This window comes from Pantoea sp. X-Soil-YNGN-775, assembly GCF_059730575.1.
This window is the reverse complement of sequence record NZ_AP035945.1, coordinates 2,460,411-2,477,919: the sequence shown is the minus strand read 5'-3', so window position 1 is coordinate 2,477,919 and position 17,509 is coordinate 2,460,411. Positions and strand designations below refer to the sequence as shown.

15 protein-coding genes are annotated in these 17,509 nt (G+C 59.8%); 13 read left to right on the top strand and 2 right to left on the bottom strand.

Features of this window, described 5'->3' with window-relative positions; genetic code table 11:
* Positions 1-4: 4 nt before the first annotated feature.
* The 10 genes from AC6I8I_RS11755 (at position 5) to AC6I8I_RS11710 (ending at position 12,824) form a co-directional block, all read left to right on the top strand.
* Complete coding sequence (locus AC6I8I_RS11755) at positions 5-847, top strand: GNAT family N-acetyltransferase (protein ID WP_497827873.1); 843 nt, start codon at positions 5-7, stop codon at positions 845-847.
* Positions 847-1,773: a 2-hydroxyacid dehydrogenase gene (locus AC6I8I_RS11750; protein WP_312056643.1), complete on the top strand. Its 927-nt coding sequence runs from the start codon at positions 847-849 to the stop codon at positions 1,771-1,773. Before AC6I8I_RS11755 ends, AC6I8I_RS11750 begins: the two co-directional genes overlap by 1 nt.
* A gap of 1 nt (position 1,774) precedes the next feature.
* Positions 1,775-2,908 (top strand): M20 aminoacylase family protein, encoded by a 1,134-nt coding sequence (locus AC6I8I_RS11745; RefSeq protein ID WP_312056645.1) that lies wholly within the window; start codon positions 1,775-1,777, stop codon positions 2,906-2,908.
* Between the two features lie 113 nt (positions 2,909-3,021).
* On the top strand, positions 3,022-4,338 hold the full coding sequence (gene gabT / locus AC6I8I_RS11740) for a 4-aminobutyrate--2-oxoglutarate transaminase (protein ID WP_031377061.1): 1,317 nt from the start codon (positions 3,022-3,024) through the stop codon (positions 4,336-4,338).
* A gap of 287 nt (positions 4,339-4,625) precedes the next feature.
* Positions 4,626-5,138, top strand: coding sequence for an Lrp/AsnC family transcriptional regulator (locus tag AC6I8I_RS11735; protein ID WP_031377062.1), 513 nt, complete (start codon positions 4,626-4,628; stop codon positions 5,136-5,138).
* 422 nt (positions 5,139-5,560) lie between these two features.
* Positions 5,561-6,007 carry a GNAT family N-acetyltransferase gene (locus AC6I8I_RS11730; RefSeq protein ID WP_031377063.1) on the top strand — a complete coding sequence of 149 codons (447 nt, stop codon included), beginning with the start codon at positions 5,561-5,563 and terminating at the stop codon, positions 6,005-6,007.
* A gap of 18 nt (positions 6,008-6,025) precedes the next feature.
* Positions 6,026-8,071, top strand: a complete 2,046-nt coding sequence (locus AC6I8I_RS11725; RefSeq protein WP_497827872.1) for a hydantoinase/oxoprolinase family protein — start codon at positions 6,026-6,028, stop codon at positions 8,069-8,071.
* A 1-nt stretch (position 8,072) separates the two neighbouring features.
* Positions 8,073-10,031 carry a hydantoinase B/oxoprolinase family protein gene (locus AC6I8I_RS11720; RefSeq protein WP_497827871.1) on the top strand — a complete coding sequence of 653 codons (1,959 nt, stop codon included), beginning with the start codon at positions 8,073-8,075 and terminating at the stop codon, positions 10,029-10,031.
* Between the two features lie 62 nt (positions 10,032-10,093).
* Positions 10,094-11,875 carry a thiamine pyrophosphate-requiring protein gene (locus tag AC6I8I_RS11715; protein ID WP_031377800.1) on the top strand — a complete coding sequence of 594 codons (1,782 nt, stop codon included), beginning with the start codon at positions 10,094-10,096 and terminating at the stop codon, positions 11,873-11,875.
* A gap of 106 nt (positions 11,876-11,981) precedes the next feature.
* Entirely contained in the window at positions 11,982-12,824 is an 843-nt protein-coding gene (locus tag AC6I8I_RS11710) for an oxidoreductase (RefSeq protein ID WP_089562004.1), read from the top strand.
* A 106-nt stretch (positions 12,825-12,930) separates the two neighbouring features.
* Here the strand turns inward: AC6I8I_RS11710 and AC6I8I_RS11705 are convergent, their stop codons facing one another.
* Together AC6I8I_RS11705 and AC6I8I_RS11700 are read right to left on the bottom strand one after the other, a co-directional pair.
* A complete protein-coding gene (locus AC6I8I_RS11705; protein ID WP_312056653.1) occupies positions 12,931-13,146 on the bottom strand; it encodes a hypothetical protein in 216 nt (71 codons plus the stop codon).
* Positions 13,130-13,699 (bottom strand): hypothetical protein, encoded by a 570-nt coding sequence (locus AC6I8I_RS11700; RefSeq protein ID WP_497827870.1) that lies wholly within the window; start codon positions 13,697-13,699, stop codon positions 13,130-13,132. The genes AC6I8I_RS11705 and AC6I8I_RS11700 overlap by 17 nt, the downstream gene beginning before the upstream one ends.
* A gap of 378 nt (positions 13,700-14,077) precedes the next feature.
* Here AC6I8I_RS11700 and AC6I8I_RS11695 point away from each other — a divergent pair, with 378 nt between their 5' ends.
* The 3 genes from AC6I8I_RS11695 to biuH are packed head-to-tail and all read left to right on the top strand — an operon-like array spanning position 14,078 to position 17,494.
* Entirely contained in the window at positions 14,078-15,514 is a 1,437-nt protein-coding gene (locus AC6I8I_RS11695; protein ID WP_497827869.1) for an amidase, read from the top strand.
* A complete protein-coding gene (locus AC6I8I_RS11690) occupies positions 15,511-16,815 on the top strand; it encodes a purine-cytosine permease family protein (protein ID WP_497827868.1) in 1,305 nt (434 codons plus the stop codon). Before AC6I8I_RS11695 ends, AC6I8I_RS11690 begins: the two co-directional genes overlap by 4 nt.
* A complete protein-coding gene (gene biuH, locus AC6I8I_RS11685) occupies positions 16,808-17,494 on the top strand; it encodes a biuret amidohydrolase (RefSeq protein WP_312056657.1) in 687 nt (228 codons plus the stop codon). The genes AC6I8I_RS11690 and biuH overlap by 8 nt, the downstream gene beginning before the upstream one ends.
* Positions 17,495-17,509 lie beyond the last annotated feature (15 nt).

The window sequence follows — 17,509 nt, the reverse complement described above, 5'->3', positions numbered from 1 at the left end:
CCCGATGAGCATAACGCTACGCGCAATGACGCCAGATGACCTCGATAACTGCTACGCGATGACCCAGGCGCTGAAATGGCCGCATCGCCGCGAAGACTGGCAGCTGGCGTTGCAATTAGGCGAGGGCACAGTAATTGAGGAGCAGGGCAAACTGATTGCCAGTGCCGTGCTGTGGCGCTGGGGCGAACAGGCGGCCACCGTCGGTCTGGTGATCGTCGACAGTCAGCAGCAGGGACGGGGGCTCGGCAAACAGCTGATGCTGGCACAGCTGGAAAAACTGCCCGGCTACAACGTGCGTCTGCACGCCACGGAAATGGGCAAAGGACTGTATGAAAAACTCGGCTTTGTCAGCTGCGGTGAGATCCGCCAGCATCAGACTCGCGCCTTACTCAGCGTACCGCAGGTCTCCCTGCCTGCCGGACTGGAACTGCGCCGCGCCAGCGCAGCCGACAAATCGTCGCTGGTGGCGCTGGATTATCAGGCGCACGGGATGCACCGTCCGGCGCTGTTTGATCATCTGCTCAGTGACACGCAGACCGTACTGTTACAGGATGCCGATCGGCAGATCCACGGTTTCGCCAGCCTGCGCCGCTTTGGTCACGGCTGGGCGATTGGACCGGTGATTGCCAATGATTTCCCGCAGGCGCAGGCGCTGGTCGCCGCGCTGATGCAGGGCGTGCAGGGGGAGTTTCTGCGCATTGATACCGATGCCAGCCTGCCGCTGGCTGCCTGGCTCAGCACTCTGGGAGTGGAGCAGGTTGATGCACCGACCACCATGGTACGCGGCACGCCGTGGACGCCGCAGGGAATGCAGGCGTTTGGCCTGATGACGCAGGCGATGGCCTGATGCAGATAGTTTATAAATCGGAGCCGGAACGCGGCCGGCTGTGGCAGCGCTGGCTGGCGCAACATGCGCCAGACCTTACGCTGCATATCTGGCCCGAAACCGGTGAACCGGATCGGGTTGATGCGCTGATCGCCTGGCAGCCACCCGACGATATAGCCGCCTGTTTCCCCAATCTGAAACTGCTGTTTTCGGTTGGTGCCGGGGCCGATCAGTTTGACCTGACCGCCTTGCCGCCCGATTTACCGGTCATCCGGATGATTGAACCGGGCCTGACGCAGGGCATGGTCGAATATGTCACCTTCTCGGTGCTGGGTCTGCATCGGGATATGCCGCGCTATTTCCAGCAGCAACGCCAGCAACAGTGGCAGGCGCACAGTGTGCTGCCAGCCGCCCAGCGTCGGGTTGGAGTAATGGGAATGGGCGAACTGGGCCAGGCGGTATTGCGACAGTTGGTGGCGCTGGGTTTTGACTGCGCCGGCTGGAGTCGGACCCCACGCCAGTGTAGCGGCGTGCGCTGCTGGCACGGCGACAATCAACTGGCCAATTTTCTGGCACACAGCGACATCCTGGTCTGCCTGCTGCCGCTGACCGCCACCACTCACGGCCTGCTCAATAGCGCGCTGTTTAACCAGCTCCCGCACGGTGCCGCGCTGGTGCAGGCTGGCCGCGGTCCGCAGCTCAATCATGACGATCTGCTGCTGGCGCTGGAGAGCGGTCAGCTTCGTGCGGCGGTGATTGACGTCACCGATCCGGAACCGTTGCCGCCGTCGCATCCCTTCTGGCGTCATCCGGCGATATGGCTGACGCCGCACATCGCCAGCCAGACTCAAAACGAAAGTGCGATTGTCGCTCTGCTGGATAACCTGCGTCGCTATCAGCGCGGGGAGCCGCTGCACGGGCTGATTGACCGCTTGCGAGGATATTAAAATGGATGCTTTAGTCGCACTGCGCCGTGATTTGCACGCTTATCCCGAGATCGGTTTTCAGGAGCAACGCACCAGCGATATCGTGGCCGCCTTTCTTGAGCAGCGGGGCATTGAAGTCTATCGCGGCATCGGTAAAACCGGCGTGGTCGGGGTGCTGAAAAAGGGCACCAGCTCCCGCATGATCGGGCTGCGCGCCGATATGGATGCGCTGCCGATGCAGGATCAGGGTGAGGCGGCGTGGAAAAGTCAGGTGGAGCAGGTCAGTCACGCCTGCGGTCACGATGGTCACACTGTGATGCTGCTGGGGGCTGCTGAAGTACTGGCACGCGATATCGCCTTTGATGGCAGCGTCTGCTTTATTTTCCAGCCAGCCGAGGAGGGACTGGCCGGGGCAAAGGCGATGATCGACGATGGGCTGTTCAGTCGTTTTCCCTGTGACGCCGTCTATGCCATTCATAACTGGCCGCAACTGCCGCTGGGCACGGTGCAAACCCGGCCGGGCCCGATTATGGCGGCGGCCGATCGCTTTGATATCCGGGTGATTGGCGGTGGCGGCCATGCAGCACAACCGCACCTGACGCACGATACCCTGCTGGCGACCAGTGAACTGGTGGTGCAGCTCAATACCCTGGTATCGCGTGCGCTCGATCCCTGCGAAACCGGGCTGTTGACCGTCACCCGGATGCAGGGCGGCTTTTCGCACAATATGATCCCGGCCGAAGCCAGCCTGACCGGCACGGTTCGCACCTTCAACCCGGCAGCACAGGCGACGCTGGAAGCGCGGCTGCGCCAGATGGCAGAACACATCACCGCCGCCCACGGCCTGCGTGCCGAGGTCAGCTATCACCGCTATTACCCGGCGACCATCAACAGTGCCGCCGAAGCGCAGTTCTGTCTGCAGGCGCTGAGTCAGGCGGGCATCCCGGCTGAGATCGCACCGCAGCCGGCGCTCACCTCCGAAGATTTCGCTTTCATGCTGCAGGCGCGTCCCGGCGCGTATCTGTGGCTGGGATCGGCCCCCAGTAAGCCACTGCATCATGCTGCCTATGATTTTAATGATGCGCTGATTCCGCATGGCATTCAGGTATTTGTCGCGCTGATCCGTCAGGCGCTGGCAGAGAAATTTCCCTGCTGAATGCAGCAGGATTTTGACAGGAAATGCCGCTGCCTGCGGAATTACGGCAGCGTAAGAAACCAACGGGTTGCGATACTTGAGCCAACCGAACGTTACGTGGATGAGGGTTTAAAATGCAGAATGTCATGGCAGAGCAGCAAGCATACTCCGATAACAGCCTGTTACTGGATGCACGCGAGCAGAACGTGCCGCGTGGCGTGGTCACCGCACATCCGTTGGTGATTGAACGCGCCAAAGGCAGCGAAGTGTGGGATGTAGAGGGCAATCGCTATCTCGATTTTGTTGGCGGCATCGGCGTGCTGAATGTCGGTCATAATCACCCGGCGGTGGTCAACGCCGTCACCCGGCAGCTGGGCATGGTCTCCCACGCCTGTTTTCAGGTGGTCGCCTATCCGGGCTACATTACGCTGGCCCAGCGGCTGAACAAGCTGGTGGGCGGTGACGATGCCTACAAAAGTGTCTTTTTCACCAGCGGTGCCGAAGCGGTAGAAAATGCGGTAAAAATCGCCCGCGCCCATACCCAGCGCCCCGGTATTATCGCCTTTGATGGCGCCTTTCACGGCCGCACGCTGCTGGGTGTCACCCTGACCGGCATGTCTGCACCGTATAAACAGAATTTTGGTCCGTTCCCCGGCGATATTTATCGCCTGCCGTTTCCTAATCCGCTGCATGGCATCAGTGAAGTCGACTGTCTGAAAGCGCTGGATCAGCTGTTTGCGGTACAGATCCTGCCGGAGCGGGTGGCGGCGATTATTATCGAGCCGGTGCAGGGTGACGGCGGCTTCCTGCCGGCCGGTCCGGCGTTTATGCAGGCGCTGCGTCGCATCACCGCTCAGCACGGCATTTTGTTGATTTGTGATGAAGTGCAGACCGGTTTTGGCCGTACCGGCAAGATGTTCGCCTTCCAGCATCTCGACATCAAACCCGATCTGGTCACCCTGGCGAAAAGTCTGGGCGGCGGCCTGCCGATTTCCGGCGTGGTGGGTAAAGCAGAAATCATGGATGCGCCGACTCCCGGCGGGCTGGGCGGCACCTATGGCGGCAATGCGCTGGCCTGTGCCGCGGCTCTGGCGGTACTGGACCTGTTTGAGCAGGACAACCTGCTACAGCGATCCTGCCAGCTTGGTGAACAGCTCAATGCGCGTCTACGGCAGCTGGCGGATAAATATGCCTGCATCGGTGACGTGCGCGGCGTCGGCTTTATGCAGGCGGTAGAGATTCTGGACTTTGAAACCGGCCGGCCCGACGCAGCGCTGACCCAGAAGATCCTTGATAGCGCCTGCCAGGAAGGTTTGCTGCTGATTAAGTGCGGGCTGCATCGTAATACTATTCGCTTCCTGGCACCGCTGGTCACTACCGACTCGCAACTGGAAGAAGCGCTGCACATTTTCGATATTGCCCTGGCTCGTGCCACGGGCCGGTTAGGATAAGACTGGCTTCCTCATTGATATTGTTAGATTAATTTGAAAACCTCACCGCTGGTATAACCACTGCTTAGCGCTGGCGCGTTGACCGTAAAGCATGTTATACCTTCGGAAGGTTCTGCACATTTGATTAAGAGCCTATCCCATTAGGCTATTTCATTTGTCAGTCTGAACCTGGGCAGTGCTCACAATCCTCGCGTTACCTGCACGCGCCGGTTGTTCCGCGCTGTCCGTGTCCGGACTGCCTGCAACAATTACGCCTACTGGGATAGGCTCTGACAATGAGGGGTGCTATGAACGGCTTAATGAAACTTGACCGCATCGACATCAATATCCTGGTGCAACTCCAGAAAGATGGCCGTATCAGCAACGTTAACCTCGCCGATGCGGTAGGCCTTTCCCCCAGCCCCTGTCTGCAACGGGTCAAGCGTCTGGAACAGGCGGGCTTTATCACCGGCTATGAAGCGCATATTAACCTGACGCGGATCACCGATTCGGTGACGGTATTTACCGAAGTGACCCTCTCCGGTCATCGTCGCGAAGACTTTATGAAATTCGAAAGTGCGATGCGCGACGTTGATGAACTGATGGAGTGCCATCTGATCACCGGCGGTTACGACTATTTGCTGCGCTTTATTACCCGCAGCATTGAACATTACCAGGAAGTGATTGAGAAGATGCTCGACGCACAGATCGGCATCGATAAGTACTTCAGCTATATCGTTATTAAGTCACCGATTATGAAAAGCAGCGTGCCGTTACGATCGCTGATCGGTAAACAAAATTCGGTCGAGTTTGGTGTGTAGCGGGCGGTCTGTGGTCGCTCATCCCCGCCTTCCCTCATCATCGGGGAAGGGGGTGGTCAGCTACACTGTCAGCGCTAATCCCGCCGCTGAACATGGCTGAGGCTTAACGCTATATTCTCCGCATTGCCCGTTCTGATTGATTACCGTTAACGCACAACTCGCCTGATAATTTATCCCGAAATTCACCTTCTGATTCACCATTGTTAATGCACATCTTCCCCGATCGGTCGGCCGCATTTCCTGCGCCTTTACGCCGCAGTGAAAGCGCTGGCCGGTCACGCCAGCATCACGAATCCGGCGCACAGCATAAAATTTCTTTCCCGGCTGAAATTCAGGCGCTACAACATCTTCTGATGCGCGCTACGGTCTTAACCGTTTCGCAAACCCTTTTACACTGTTTTTAACCGATACAAGGAGTTGTCATGAGCTCATTAATCATTGCTGACCAGCACTGGCAGCGTGATGCGTTCACCGTATCCACTGCGCGCCAGCAGCTTGACCTTGACTGGATCCATCGCCAGCTGGCGGAAAAGTCCTACTGGGCGCAGGGCCAGCCGCGGGCCAAAACCGAGCGGGCGATTGCCGGGTCATTGCCGTTTGGCCTCTATCACCAGCAGGCGCAGATCGGCTTCGCCCGGCTGATTACTGACTACACCCGTTTTGGCTGGCTGTGTGATGTGATGATCGATGAAAACTGGCGCGGGCACGGACTGGGCAGCTGGCTGGCCGCATGCGTCCGTGAACATCCCGAACTGCAAACGGTGCACCGCTGGATGCTGTCAACCCGTGATGCCCATCAGGTCTACCAGCGACTCGGCTGGCGTGTGGTGCAAGATCCGCAGACGCTGATGGAATTTCCTCCCTCCTGACTCCGGAGTTAACCTGAGATGCGATACCGCGTTGGCGTGGATATTGGCGGATCTTTTACCGATTTCGCCGTGCTCGATCAGCAAACCAATCAGATTCATACCCTCAAAGTCCTGTCGCGCCCGGATCGGCCCGGCAGCGAAATCGTCACCGGGCTGACCCGGTTCCAGCAGCGTGATGGCATTGAACCGGCAGAGATTGGCTATTTCACCCACGGCACCACGGTCGGAATCAACGCGGTGATCCAGCGGCGCGGCGTGCGGCTGGCGCTGTTTGCCACCGAAGGCTTCTGCGATGTACTGGAGCTGGCGCGGCTGAAAATTCCGCATATCCACGATCTCTTCTCGCGACGTCCCGCACCGCTGATTAGCCGCGATCGGGTGTTTGCTATCCGCGAACGCAGCGACTGTCACGGCAACGTGCTGCAACCGGTCGATCGCCAGAGCGTGCTGGATGCGATCGCGCAGGCGCGGGCGGCAGGCTGTCAGGGTATTGTGGTCTCGCTGCTGCACAGCTACCGCAACCGGCACAATGAAGCCGCCGTTAAAGCGATTATTGACGAAGTGGCACCCGAGCTGCTGACCTCCTGTTCGGCCGATATCTGGCCGATCATTCGTGAATACGAACGCACCATCACCGCCACCATCAACGCCTATGTCCAGCCGATGGTGATCAACTACCTCGAATCGTTTGAGCAGGCGCTGCAGCGTATCGGGGTGAAGCCCCCGCCGCGCATTACCAAATCGAATGGCGGCGTGATGGGCATTGAGCAGGCGAAACGCGAATGCGTACAGATGGTACTCTCGGGGACCGCATCCGGAGTGATCGGGGCCAGTTATCTCGCCAGCGCCTGCGGTTTCGACAAAATTCTCAGCCTCGATATCGGCGGCACCAGTGCCGACGTGGCGGTGATTGTGGATGGCAAGGTGGCGCAGGGCAACGGCGAAATCATTGGTGATTTCCCGATCTTTATTCCGTCGGTTGCCGTGACCTCGGTCGGGCAGGGCGGCGGTTCACTGGCATGGATCGACGGCCAGGGCGTGCTGCAGATGGGACCGGACAGCGCCGGTTCGCTGCCGGGACCGGTCTGCTTCCAGCGCGGCGGGACGCAGCCTACCGCCACCGATGCCTTTGCCGCCTGCGGCATGATGGGCCACGGCGCGCTCGGCTATAACGCCGTGAGCGTAGATGTAGCCGCCGCCTGCGCGGCCTGGCAGCCACTGGCCGATGCGCTCAAGGTGACGGTGCATGAAACGGCAGAGACCGCCATCCAGCTGGCGATCTCCAGCATGTACAGCGATACCAGCGGTTTGCTGTCACGGTTTGGCCTCGACCCGCGCGAATTCTGGTTCCTCGCCTTTGGCGGCGCAGGGCCGATGATGGGCTGCTTCCTGGCACGCGAGCTGAACATGAAAGGGGTGATCGTGCCGCCCACGCCTGGTGTCCTTTCGGCGCTCGGCGGGCTGGTGGCCGACATCCGCAATGACTTTATCCGCACTCTCTACAGCGACCTGACGCCAGCGCTGGCCGACACCTTAGCCAGCGAAGCGCAGGCGTTACAGCAACGTGCCTGTGGCTGGCTGGCGCAGGAGCACGGCAGCGAGACGCCGTACCTGCTGCAATTCAGCGCCGATATGCGCTATCGCGGCCAGTCGTTTGAAATTGAAGTGCCGCTGGAGGCGACCTGGCTGACGACAGCTGACGTCACGGCGCTGCATCAGGCGTTTGATCGTCAGCATCAGCAGCTGTTCGGCCACTGTGACGCGGATGCGCCGGTGCAGCTGATCAATCTGCGGCTGGTGATCGCCTCGCCGGTGCCAAAACCAGCAATTAATCGCCTGCCAGCCGCTACCGAACCGGTCACGGTGCTGAAGCAGGTGACGGCGTGGATTGATGGCGCATGGCATCAGGTGGATGTGGTGCTGCGTATGGAACTGCGCGCCGGGCATCAGCTGACCGGCCCGGTGATCGTCGCCCAGGATGATTGCACCACCTGCGTGCCGCCCGGCATGTGGGTCAATGTCGACCCGTTTGGTAACCTGCTGATCACTGCGAGCGAGGCGTAATATGGCAATTGATGGACGTAACCTGCAAATCCTCGCCAACTACTGCGCGGCCGCCGCCGATGCGATGGCGTTTACCCTGATGCGCACCGCGCACTCGACTTTCGTCAAAGAGACCGAAGATTTCTCCTGCCAGATCGTCAGCCGCACTGGCCTGGCGTTCGCCTCACCGCGCAGCTTTGGCGCACCCTGGTACAGCGGCATCGACTATGCGCCGGTGCTGGCGCTGATTGAGGATTACGCCGAGGGCGACATCTGCATCACCAACGATGCCTACGCCGGTAACGTCGCCACTCATTCTCCCGACATCCATATCTGGAAACCGGTGTTTCATCAGGGCGAAATTGTCTGCTTCGTGGTCGGCCACATTCATAACACCGATGTCGGGGGCGCAGTACCGGCTTCGCTGTCGCGTTCGCTGACCGATATCGTGCAGGAGGGGATCCGCATTCCGCCGCTCAAAATCGTCAGCAACGGCGAACTGAACGACGATGTCGCCAGCATTATGCGGCTCAACGTGCGGGCACCGGAGCAGAACTGGGGCGATTTCAAAGCGCAGCTGGCGTCGGTTAACGTGGGGGAGCGCAAAATTCACGACATTATCGCCCGCTTTGGCGTTGATGATTTCCTGCAGGGCATTGAAGGGATTCTCGATTACGCCGAAGCGCAGGCGCGCAGCATTATCGCCACCATTCCTGACGGCGACTATTTTTATGCCGACTACGCAGATGAAGATGGCGAAGGCGGCTATCCCTGTCGCATCGCCATTACGCTGCGGGTAGAGGGCGATCGGCTGGAGCTGGACTACACCGGCAGCGATCCCCAGCTGGCCTCCTCGCTGAACATGCCGACCGGCGGTCGTGAGCGGCATCCGCTGGCGCTGGTCGGCGTGACCTATGTGCTCTCGACGCTCGATCGTTCGCTGCTGCTCAACGCCGGTACGCTGCGGCCGACCCGGGCGATACTGCCGCCGGGCACGGTGATGAACTGTGAGGCACCGGCGGCGGTGGGCATGCGCTCACTGACCTGCGCGCTGTCGCAGATTGCTACCGTCGGCGTCTTCTCGCTGGCAATGCCGGACCGTCTGCCGGCTAACTCGCCCGGCGGCAACTCGATCATGAATATCCGCACCCAGACTCAAAACCGCAGCGTGGTTGCCTCGCTCGGTCCGGTCGGCGGTGGCGCAGGCGGCACGCCGCGTCATGACGGACCAGACGGCTCGGGTGGCCTCTCCGCCTTCCTGAAAAATACCCCGATTGAGATTAATGAAGCGGAAGTACCGATTCGTTTTCACCGCTATGGACTGGCCCAGGACAGCGCCGGTGCAGGCCAGTATCGCGGCGGATTAGCCACCGAAATGGCATTCGAAGTTTTCTCGCCCAATACCACTATTACCGCACGTAACCGCAACCGGTCGGTATTTGCCTCCGCCGGCGTGGTCGGCGGGCAGAGCGGGGCGCTGTCGCACTTCCGCACTCTGCGTGACGGCAGAGTGATTAACCACGGCAATACCGATGTGATCAGCGCAGAGCCGGGCGACGTGGTGGAAGTGCGCGGACCGGGCGCAGGCGGCTATGGCTTGCCGTCGCAGCGCGACCCGCAAGCGGTGCTGCAGGATGTGCGCTGCGGCTTTCTCAGCCTGAACGCGGCCCGGCAGCAGTATGGCGTGGCAATAGTCGATAACCAGCTGGATCAGCAGGCGACCGCCCGGTTGCGCGCCGCGATGCCACAGCAGGCGAGCCAGCATTTTGAGCACGGCGCGGCGCGTCAGTGCTTTGAATCGCTCTGGACAGCGCAGCGGTATCACTTGCTTACGGTTTTTCTTGCCGCAGCGCCGGTCAGCTGGCGGCACTTTCTGAAAACCCAGGTATTCCGCGCGGTGGAAGAAATAGGCGAAACGGCGGAAATGGCGCAAATATTCAGTGATTTGCGTCAGCGATACCCGGCAATAGCGAACAACTAACGGCAATGCGGCATCGTCTACTACGCTTTAAGTCTGCAAGGACAACCAAGGGAAACGCGACGATGAGCATGAAAACCAGTGATTTTTTTGTCCAGCGCCTGAAAGAGTGGGGCGTCACCCGGATTTACGGCTACCCTGGCGACGGTATTAACGGCGTGCTGGGGGCGATTCAGCGCGCCAATGAGAAGGGTGATGGCATCGAGTTTATTCAGGTGCGCCACGAGGAAATGGCCGCATTTATGGCGGCCGGTCACGCTAAGTTCACCGGTGAAATGGGTGTCTGCCTGTCAACCGGCGGGCCTGGCGCTACCCATCTGCTGACCGGTCTGTATGACGCCAAAATGGACCATGCGCCGGTGCTGGCGATTGCCGGTCAGGCGGAAGCCACGGCCCGCGGAGCCAGCTATCAGCAGGAGATGAATCTGGATCGCATCTTCTCGGACGTGGCGAATTTCGTCCAGGAAGCGGCCGCGCCTGCTCAGGTTCGTCACCTGATCGATCGCGGCGTGCGTATTGCGAAGGCCCAGAACGGCGTCGCGGTGGTGATCATCCCCAAAGATATCCAGGATGAAGAGTGGCAGGCGCCGCAGCATCTGCACGGCTTCACCCATTCGGGCAGCGGCTATCAGCGGCCAAAAGTGGTTCCGTATGAAGCGGATCTGCAACGGGCTGCCGACATACTGAACGCCGGTAAAAAAGTGGCGATTCTGATTGGCGCCGGCGCGCGTAACGCTGCGGTTGAGGTGGTGCAGGCCGCCAACGTGCTGGGTGCCGGCGTGGCGAAAGCGCTGCTGGGCAAAGATGTGCTGCCGGACGACGCGCCGTTTGTTACCGGATCGATTGGCCTGCTCGGCACCAAACCCTCGTCAGATTTAATGAAAAACTGCGATACCCTGTTGATGATTGGCAGCGGCTTCCCGTGGACCGAATTTTTGCCGGAAGAGGGCAAGGCGCGGGCGGTACAGATCGATATCGATCCGGCGATGCTCGGCCTGCGCTATCCCTGTGAAGTCAACCTGCACGGCGATGCCGCAGAAACCCTGCGCGCGCTGTTGCCGTTGCTGGAGCATAAGCAGGATCGCAGCTGGCAGGAAGATATTGCGGTTCAGGTCCGTGACTGGTGGACGCTGATGGAAGAGCGGGCCATGGCACCGGCGAATCCGGTCAATCCGCAGCGCGTCGTGTGGGAGATGTCACCCCAGCTGCCGGACAACGCAATTGTCACCTCTGACTCCGGCTCGTGCGCCAACTGGTTTGCCCGCGATTATCGGGTCAAACAGGGACAGCGCGCCTCGCTCTCCGGCGGACTGGCCTGCATGGGTGCCGCTGTACCTTACGCCATCGCGGCTAAGTTTGCTCACCCGGAAAAACCGGTGGTGGCGCTGGTCGGTGATGGCGCAATGCAGATGAATAACATGGCGGAGCTGATCACCATTCAGAAATACTGGCAACAGTGGGCCGACCCGCGTCTGATCGTCTGCGTGTTCAACAATCAGGATCTTAATCAGGTGACCTGGGAACAGCGGGTGATGGAAGGCAATCCGCGCTTTGACGCTTCGCAGCAGCTGCCGGATGTAAAATACGCCGAGTTTGCTGAGTCGCTGGGATTAACTGGCATTTTTGTCGACAACCCTGACGATCTGGCTGCCGCCTGGCAGCGTGCGTTGAGCGCCGACCGCCCGGTGTTGCTGGAGGTGAAAACCGATCCGGAAGTCGCTCCGCTGCCGCCGCACATCACCTTTAAGCAGGCAAAAGCCTTTATGGCGTCGATGGCGAAAGGTGACCGTGGCGCGGCGCAAATCATCAGTGATACCGCCAGTCAGCTGTTGCATAAAAAGCATTAAGGGTTAAGCCGGGCCATGTTGCGCCGCTACCCTTACGCTTTTCTCCCCGGGCGCACTCGCGTCCGGGTATTCCCCCTTCTTCAGCATAACTAACGGGAGTCTTACCATGGCTACTGATACAAGCCCTGTCTGGTTTATTTCGGGATGCTCTACCGGTTTTGGTCGCGAACTGGCGCAGCAGACTATCGCGCGCGGTTTCCGGGTGGTGGTCACGGCACGTGACACCGCGAAAGTCGCCGATCTGGTTGAAGGGCATGACAATGCGCTGGCGGTGGCGCTGGATGTCACTCAGCAATCCAGCATCGATCAGGCGGTGCAGGCAGCGCTGAATGCGTTCGGCACCATTGATGTTCTGGTGAATAATGCCGGTTATGGCTACCAGAGTTCGGTGGAAGAGGGTGAGGAGCAGGAGATCCGCGCTCAGTTCGATGCCAACGTATTCGGTCTGTTTGCCCTGACCCGGGCAGTGCTGCCAGCGATGCGCAAGGCGCGCAGCGGGCACATCATTAACATCACCTCAGTGGCGGGCTTTATCGGCTTTGCCAGCTCCGGTTACTACTCGGCCAGCAAGCATGCGGTGGAAGGCTGGTCCGACTCGCTGGCACAGGAAGCGGGTCCGCTGGGTATTCACGTCACCTGCGTCGAGCCAGGCCCATTCCGCACCGACTGGGCTGGCCGCTCGCTGCATCAGACTCCGAGCACCTTGCCGGAATATGCTGATACCGCTGCCGCCCGGATGAAAGCCACCGCCGAATACAGCGGCACCCAGAAAGGCGATCCAGCCCGTGCCGCTCAGGCGATGATTGCGATTACCGAACATGATAATCCGCCACGTCATCTGGTAATGGGCGCATGGGGCTATGAGGCGGTCACCAGCAAGCTCAAAGAACGTCTGGCGCAGATTGAAGCGTGGAAACAGACGTCGGTGGATACCGATTTTCCTGAGTAGGTGACTGTACTGCGGATGGCGGGAAGTCGTCAGAATGTGGAATTGAATCCGAAGCCGGTAAAACAGAAAGGCCCGGATAACGGGCCTTTCACCGCGAAGCGCGAGCCTAAATTTCCTGCGTTTCGCGCACCTGCAGCTCTTGCAACTTGCGGCGCACCAGGGCAGAGGAGGAGCGTTTTTTCGCCTGAGCTAACTGGGCTTTAATGGCGGGCAGATCGGGTCTGGCCATCCACTCAGCAATCAACAGTGCCTTTAACTCCCGGTTCCCGACCTCAGTCGGATCCAAAGCGGTGGTATCATCGTGTTTACCGTAATACGACATAACAAGCTCTCCCTGTAGTCACTATTTTATAAGCCTGGAAAAATTCCGGGATTAAAGGTTGCGGTGCTTTCTTCGGCAACCCTGTCCGGCGATTGTAGCGTAGTTCATTTTTTAACCCAAGCATGGCATCGTAAATCTCCTCCAGGGGTGTCGGACGATTGCGGTCAACGATCTCTCCGGACGCGGCCTGGAAAACAAAACCGCCAATACAGCAGCTTTCATAGTGTGCAATTAACGCCAGTACTACGTTCTTTAAAACGACAGCACTGCCCAATCCGGCAAGGCTAATGTGGCGAAAATCACCCAGGCACTCCAGACCATCGAACACGTCAAAACAGACCTCAGCCAGGCCGTTAACCGGAAAGGAGATGCCTTGTGGCATCCGGTATCCGATACGGCTAAAGATATGTTCATCAATCAGGTTGGCAGCGATAACAGTGTAAGACTTATTACCGGCAACAAACACGTAGCTGTGATGAACCCGCCGGTCGTAAATGAATCTTTTTCGCCTGATGTCGTAGTGTTCGAGAAAAACCTCTTCGTCTATGCGCACTTATCATCCCTGCATGCAGCCTGTAAATCCTTAAGCCGCGATTTTTCAGTAGCTGCCCGGACTCGTCAAACACCCATATGAAAATTAGGGTTATCCATTCCAGAGTGATAGTCGCTGTTGCTGCGCATCGACCTTATTTTGCGACCCTTGCCGCACTTCATCTCAGCAATGCGCCCCGTTATCGCGCATCCGTGCGCTATCGCCGTGCTGAAAAAATCCGCCCCCGCATCCGTTAGTGGTCTCAGGCCATCATAAGAATTCGATCTTGTATCCCAGTCCGTATCCCGTCTGGCATCCCCGTTTCAGACCGGTCCGTTCACCGCTTTCTGGCACGCTTCCTGCACTTACTCATCAGCGATGTTACTGGCGAGGTAGACCATGTTTGACTCCTTATTAGATGAAGATGCGACCACCCTGGCGGCGATGATCCGCAGCGGTGACGTTTCGGCCAGCGAACTGACTCAGGCCGCGCTGGCGCGTATGGCGCGGCGGGAGCCTGACATTCAGGCGTTTTGTACGCCGACGCCGGATCGGGCGCTGGCACAGGCAAAAGCGCTGGATGCCCGCAGGGCACGCGGTGAAACGCTGGGTGCGCTGGCAGGCGTGCCGCTGGCGGTAAAGGATTTGATCTGCACCGCCAGCGTACGCACCACCTCCGGCTCGGCGGCCTATCAGAATTTCATTCCTGACGACGACGACATTACGGTCGAGCGACTGCTGGCAGGCGATGCCATTCTGCTGGGCAAAACCACCGCGCCGGAGTTTGGTTATAGCGGCGTCGGACACAATCCTCTGTTCCCGTCGCCCCGCAATCCGTGGGATCTGACGAAGACACCCGGCGGCTCCAGTGCCGGATCGGGCGCGGCAGTGGCGGCGCGACTCTGTCCGATCGCCCTTGGCAGTGATGGCGGCGGCTCGGTGCGCATTCCGGCGGCTCACTGCGGCATTTATGGCTTCAAAGCCTCAATGGGACGCGTCCCGCTGTGGCCCGGCTGTCGCGATGAACGTTATCCGGGCGTCTCGAGCTGGGAATCGCTGGAGCACATTGGCCCGATGACGCGCACGGTACGCGACGCCGCCTTGATGATGTCGCTGATGGCTGGCCCGGATATGCGCGACCGCCACTCGATTCCCTGTAGCGACGTTGACTGGCTGGGCGCGCCCAATCAGCCGGTCGAAAAACTGCGCATCGCCTTTAGCGCCGATTTTGGCTACGTGGCGGTCGATCCTGAGGTCCGCGCCGTGGTCAGTGCCGCCGCGCAGCGTTTTGCAGCGGAAATCGGCGCGGAGCTGGAGCTGGCCGACCCTGGTTTCAGCGATCCCTCGGCGGCATTTGGTGCGCTGGTGGCGATGGAAAGCGATCTCAGTGGGATGCGCAGGCTGATGGAACAGCAGGGCGATCGGATGTCGCCGCACCTGGTCGCCATGCTGCAGCGCGACTGGCGGGCCGAAACCTTTACCGACGCCATCGCCACCCGCAAAGCGGTCAGCAATAGCCTGTGGCGTTTTATGCAGCGCTACGATCTGCTGATCACCCCGACGCTGGCGGTGCCGCCGTTCGCGCTCGGTATGCAGGGGCCGGAAATCATCGATGGCCGCATGGTGCGCAGCGATCACTGGCTGTCGTTCTGCTTCCCGTTCAACTTCACCGGCCAGCCAGCGGCTTCGCTGCCGGCCGGTTTCACCGCCAGCGGCCTGCCGGTGGGACTGCAAATTGTCGGACGGCATCTTGATGATGCTTTAGTGCTGGCTGCCAGTGCGGCTTTCGAGCGCATTCAGCCGTGGAACCACCTCCAGCCTGGAATCGCCCAATGAAAAACGCCTCTGCACCTGCGTTAGAACAGGAATTTGAACATCAGCCGGTGCCGCTAACGCACCGTCACTCCACCCGTTCCGTCTCGGCGGTGTGGTTCGGCTTTCCGATGATCCTGACCAATGCGCTGTTCGGCGGCATCATCACCTGGCACCTGGGCTTCTGGCCGGCGCTGATCGCCATTCTGCTCGGTAATCTGGTGCTGTTCGCCTACGTCGGCGCGCTGAGCTGGTACGCCGGTAACAGCGGGATGAACTTTGCCTTACAGGCGCGCCGCACCTTTGGCAGTAAAGGTTACATTCTGGTCTCCGGCTTTCTTTCGACCGTGGTGATTGGCTGGTACGCGTTCCAGACCGGGCTGACCGGCACGGTAATTAATCAGACCTTTGGCTGGAATGCGCTGGCGGTTACCGCCTTTGCCATGGTGCTTTATACCGCCATTACCTTTCTCGGCGTGCGAGCGCTGTCGGTACTGGGGATGATCGCCGCGCCGCTGTTTGTGGTACTGGGCGGGGTGGCGCTCTGGCTGATTGGCCAGCAGCATGACTTCACTACCGTTACCCACTGGCAGGGCAGCGCCAGCGCGGCAGGCGCGATGAGTATGGGCACCGCCGTCACCATGGTGGTAGCTGGCTTTGCCGACTCCGGCACCATGACCGCCGACTTTACCCGCTGGACGAAAAATGGCCGTTCGGCGGTGATCGCCGCATTCTCAGCCTTTCCGGTGGCGAATGTCATCTCCTATCTGTTTGGCGTGGTGATCGTCGCGGTCGGCGCGGCGGTCGATCCGCTGACCAACGGCGGCAACTTTCTGCCGATGCTGATGGGACACAGCGCCTTTTTATCGGTAGTGGCCTGCCTGTTCGTGTTTATCAACCTCGGCTCGGTCTGCACCCACTGCCTGTATAACGGCGCAGTCGGCTTCAGCCATCTGTTCAGCAGTAAAATGCGCCTCTGGACGCTGATTCTGGGGGCGATCGGCGGGGTGCTGGCGCTGGCTGGCGTCTGGTCTTACTTCCTTGAATGGCTCAGCCTGCTGGGCATTGTGGTGCCGCCATTTGGCGCAGTGATGATTGTTGATCTGATTTTTATGGCGAAAATCAGTGAGCAGCGGCCAGCGCAGCGTTTTCGCGCCACCGCCTTTGCAGCCTGGGCGATCGGCAGCCTGTGTGCGGTTATCGCCCATCTGGCCTTTCCGCAATTTGGTGAAGCGGTGATTGGCCTGGTAACCGCCGCGCTCAGTTACAGCCTGATTAGCCGGGGGCGTGCGCCGCAGCCGGTGATGGAGAATAAAAATGCCTGATTACAGCGTCAACTCTGTGCCCTACGCCTGGCCGTTTGACGGCGGCTTCAGCCCGGCCGACACCGCGCTGGTGGTGATTGATATGCAAACTGACTTCTGCGGCGTCGGCGGCTACGTCGATACCATGGGCTACGATGTGGCGCTGACCCGTGCCCCGATTGCGCCGTTGCAGCAGGTGCTGGCGGCGATGCGTGCCCGGCAGTTTCCGATTATTCACACCCGTGAAGGGCATCGGCCGGACCTCAGCGACTTGCCGGCCAATAAGCACTGGCGATCGCGACGGATGAAAGCGGGCATCGGTGATGTCGGGCCGTGCGGCCGTATTCTGGTACGCGGCGAACCCGGCTGGGAGATTATCCCGGAGCTGGCGCCGCTACCGGGCGAGGTGGTGATTGATAAACCGGGCAAAGGCTCGTTTTACGCCACCGATCTGGAGTTGATCCTGCGCAGCCGCAATATCCGCAATCTGATCCTCAGCGGCATCACCACTGATGTTTGCGTGCATACCACGCTGCGTGAAGCTAACGATCGCGGATTTGAATGCCTGGTGTTATCCGACTGCTGCGCCGCCACCGAGCGGCGACATCATGAGGCGGCGCTCAGCATGATCCAGATGCAGGGCGGGATTTTTGGCGCGGTTGCCAGTTCGGCTGCCTTGCTGGATAGCCTCGGTGGATAACCCACAGCGGCCCGC

Coding starts and splice junctions, on each gene's coding strand:
- AC6I8I_RS11705 (WP_312056653.1), bottom strand. CDS start 13,146: ATGTCGTATTACGGTAAACACGATGATACCACCGCTTTGGATCCGACT.
- gabT (WP_031377061.1), top strand. CDS start 3,022: ATGCAGAATGTCATGGCAGAGCAGCAAGCATACTCCGATAACAGCCTG.
- AC6I8I_RS11745 (WP_312056645.1), top strand. CDS start 1,775: ATGGATGCTTTAGTCGCACTGCGCCGTGATTTGCACGCTTATCCCGAG.
- AC6I8I_RS11725 (WP_497827872.1), top strand. CDS start 6,026: ATGCGATACCGCGTTGGCGTGGATATTGGCGGATCTTTTACCGATTTC.
- AC6I8I_RS11720 (WP_497827871.1), top strand. CDS start 8,073: ATGGCAATTGATGGACGTAACCTGCAAATCCTCGCCAACTACTGCGCG.
- biuH (WP_312056657.1), top strand. CDS start 16,808: ATGCCTGATTACAGCGTCAACTCTGTGCCCTACGCCTGGCCGTTTGAC.
- AC6I8I_RS11755 (WP_497827873.1), top strand. CDS start 5: ATGAGCATAACGCTACGCGCAATGACGCCAGATGACCTCGATAACTGC.
- AC6I8I_RS11695 (WP_497827869.1), top strand. CDS start 14,078: ATGTTTGACTCCTTATTAGATGAAGATGCGACCACCCTGGCGGCGATG.
- AC6I8I_RS11735 (WP_031377062.1), top strand. CDS start 4,626: ATGAACGGCTTAATGAAACTTGACCGCATCGACATCAATATCCTGGTG.
- AC6I8I_RS11710 (WP_089562004.1), top strand. CDS start 11,982: ATGGCTACTGATACAAGCCCTGTCTGGTTTATTTCGGGATGCTCTACC.
- AC6I8I_RS11715 (WP_031377800.1), top strand. CDS start 10,094: ATGAGCATGAAAACCAGTGATTTTTTTGTCCAGCGCCTGAAAGAGTGG.
- AC6I8I_RS11730 (WP_031377063.1), top strand. CDS start 5,561: ATGAGCTCATTAATCATTGCTGACCAGCACTGGCAGCGTGATGCGTTC.
- AC6I8I_RS11750 (WP_312056643.1), top strand. CDS start 847: ATGCAGATAGTTTATAAATCGGAGCCGGAACGCGGCCGGCTGTGGCAG.
- AC6I8I_RS11690 (WP_497827868.1), top strand. CDS start 15,511: ATGAAAAACGCCTCTGCACCTGCGTTAGAACAGGAATTTGAACATCAG.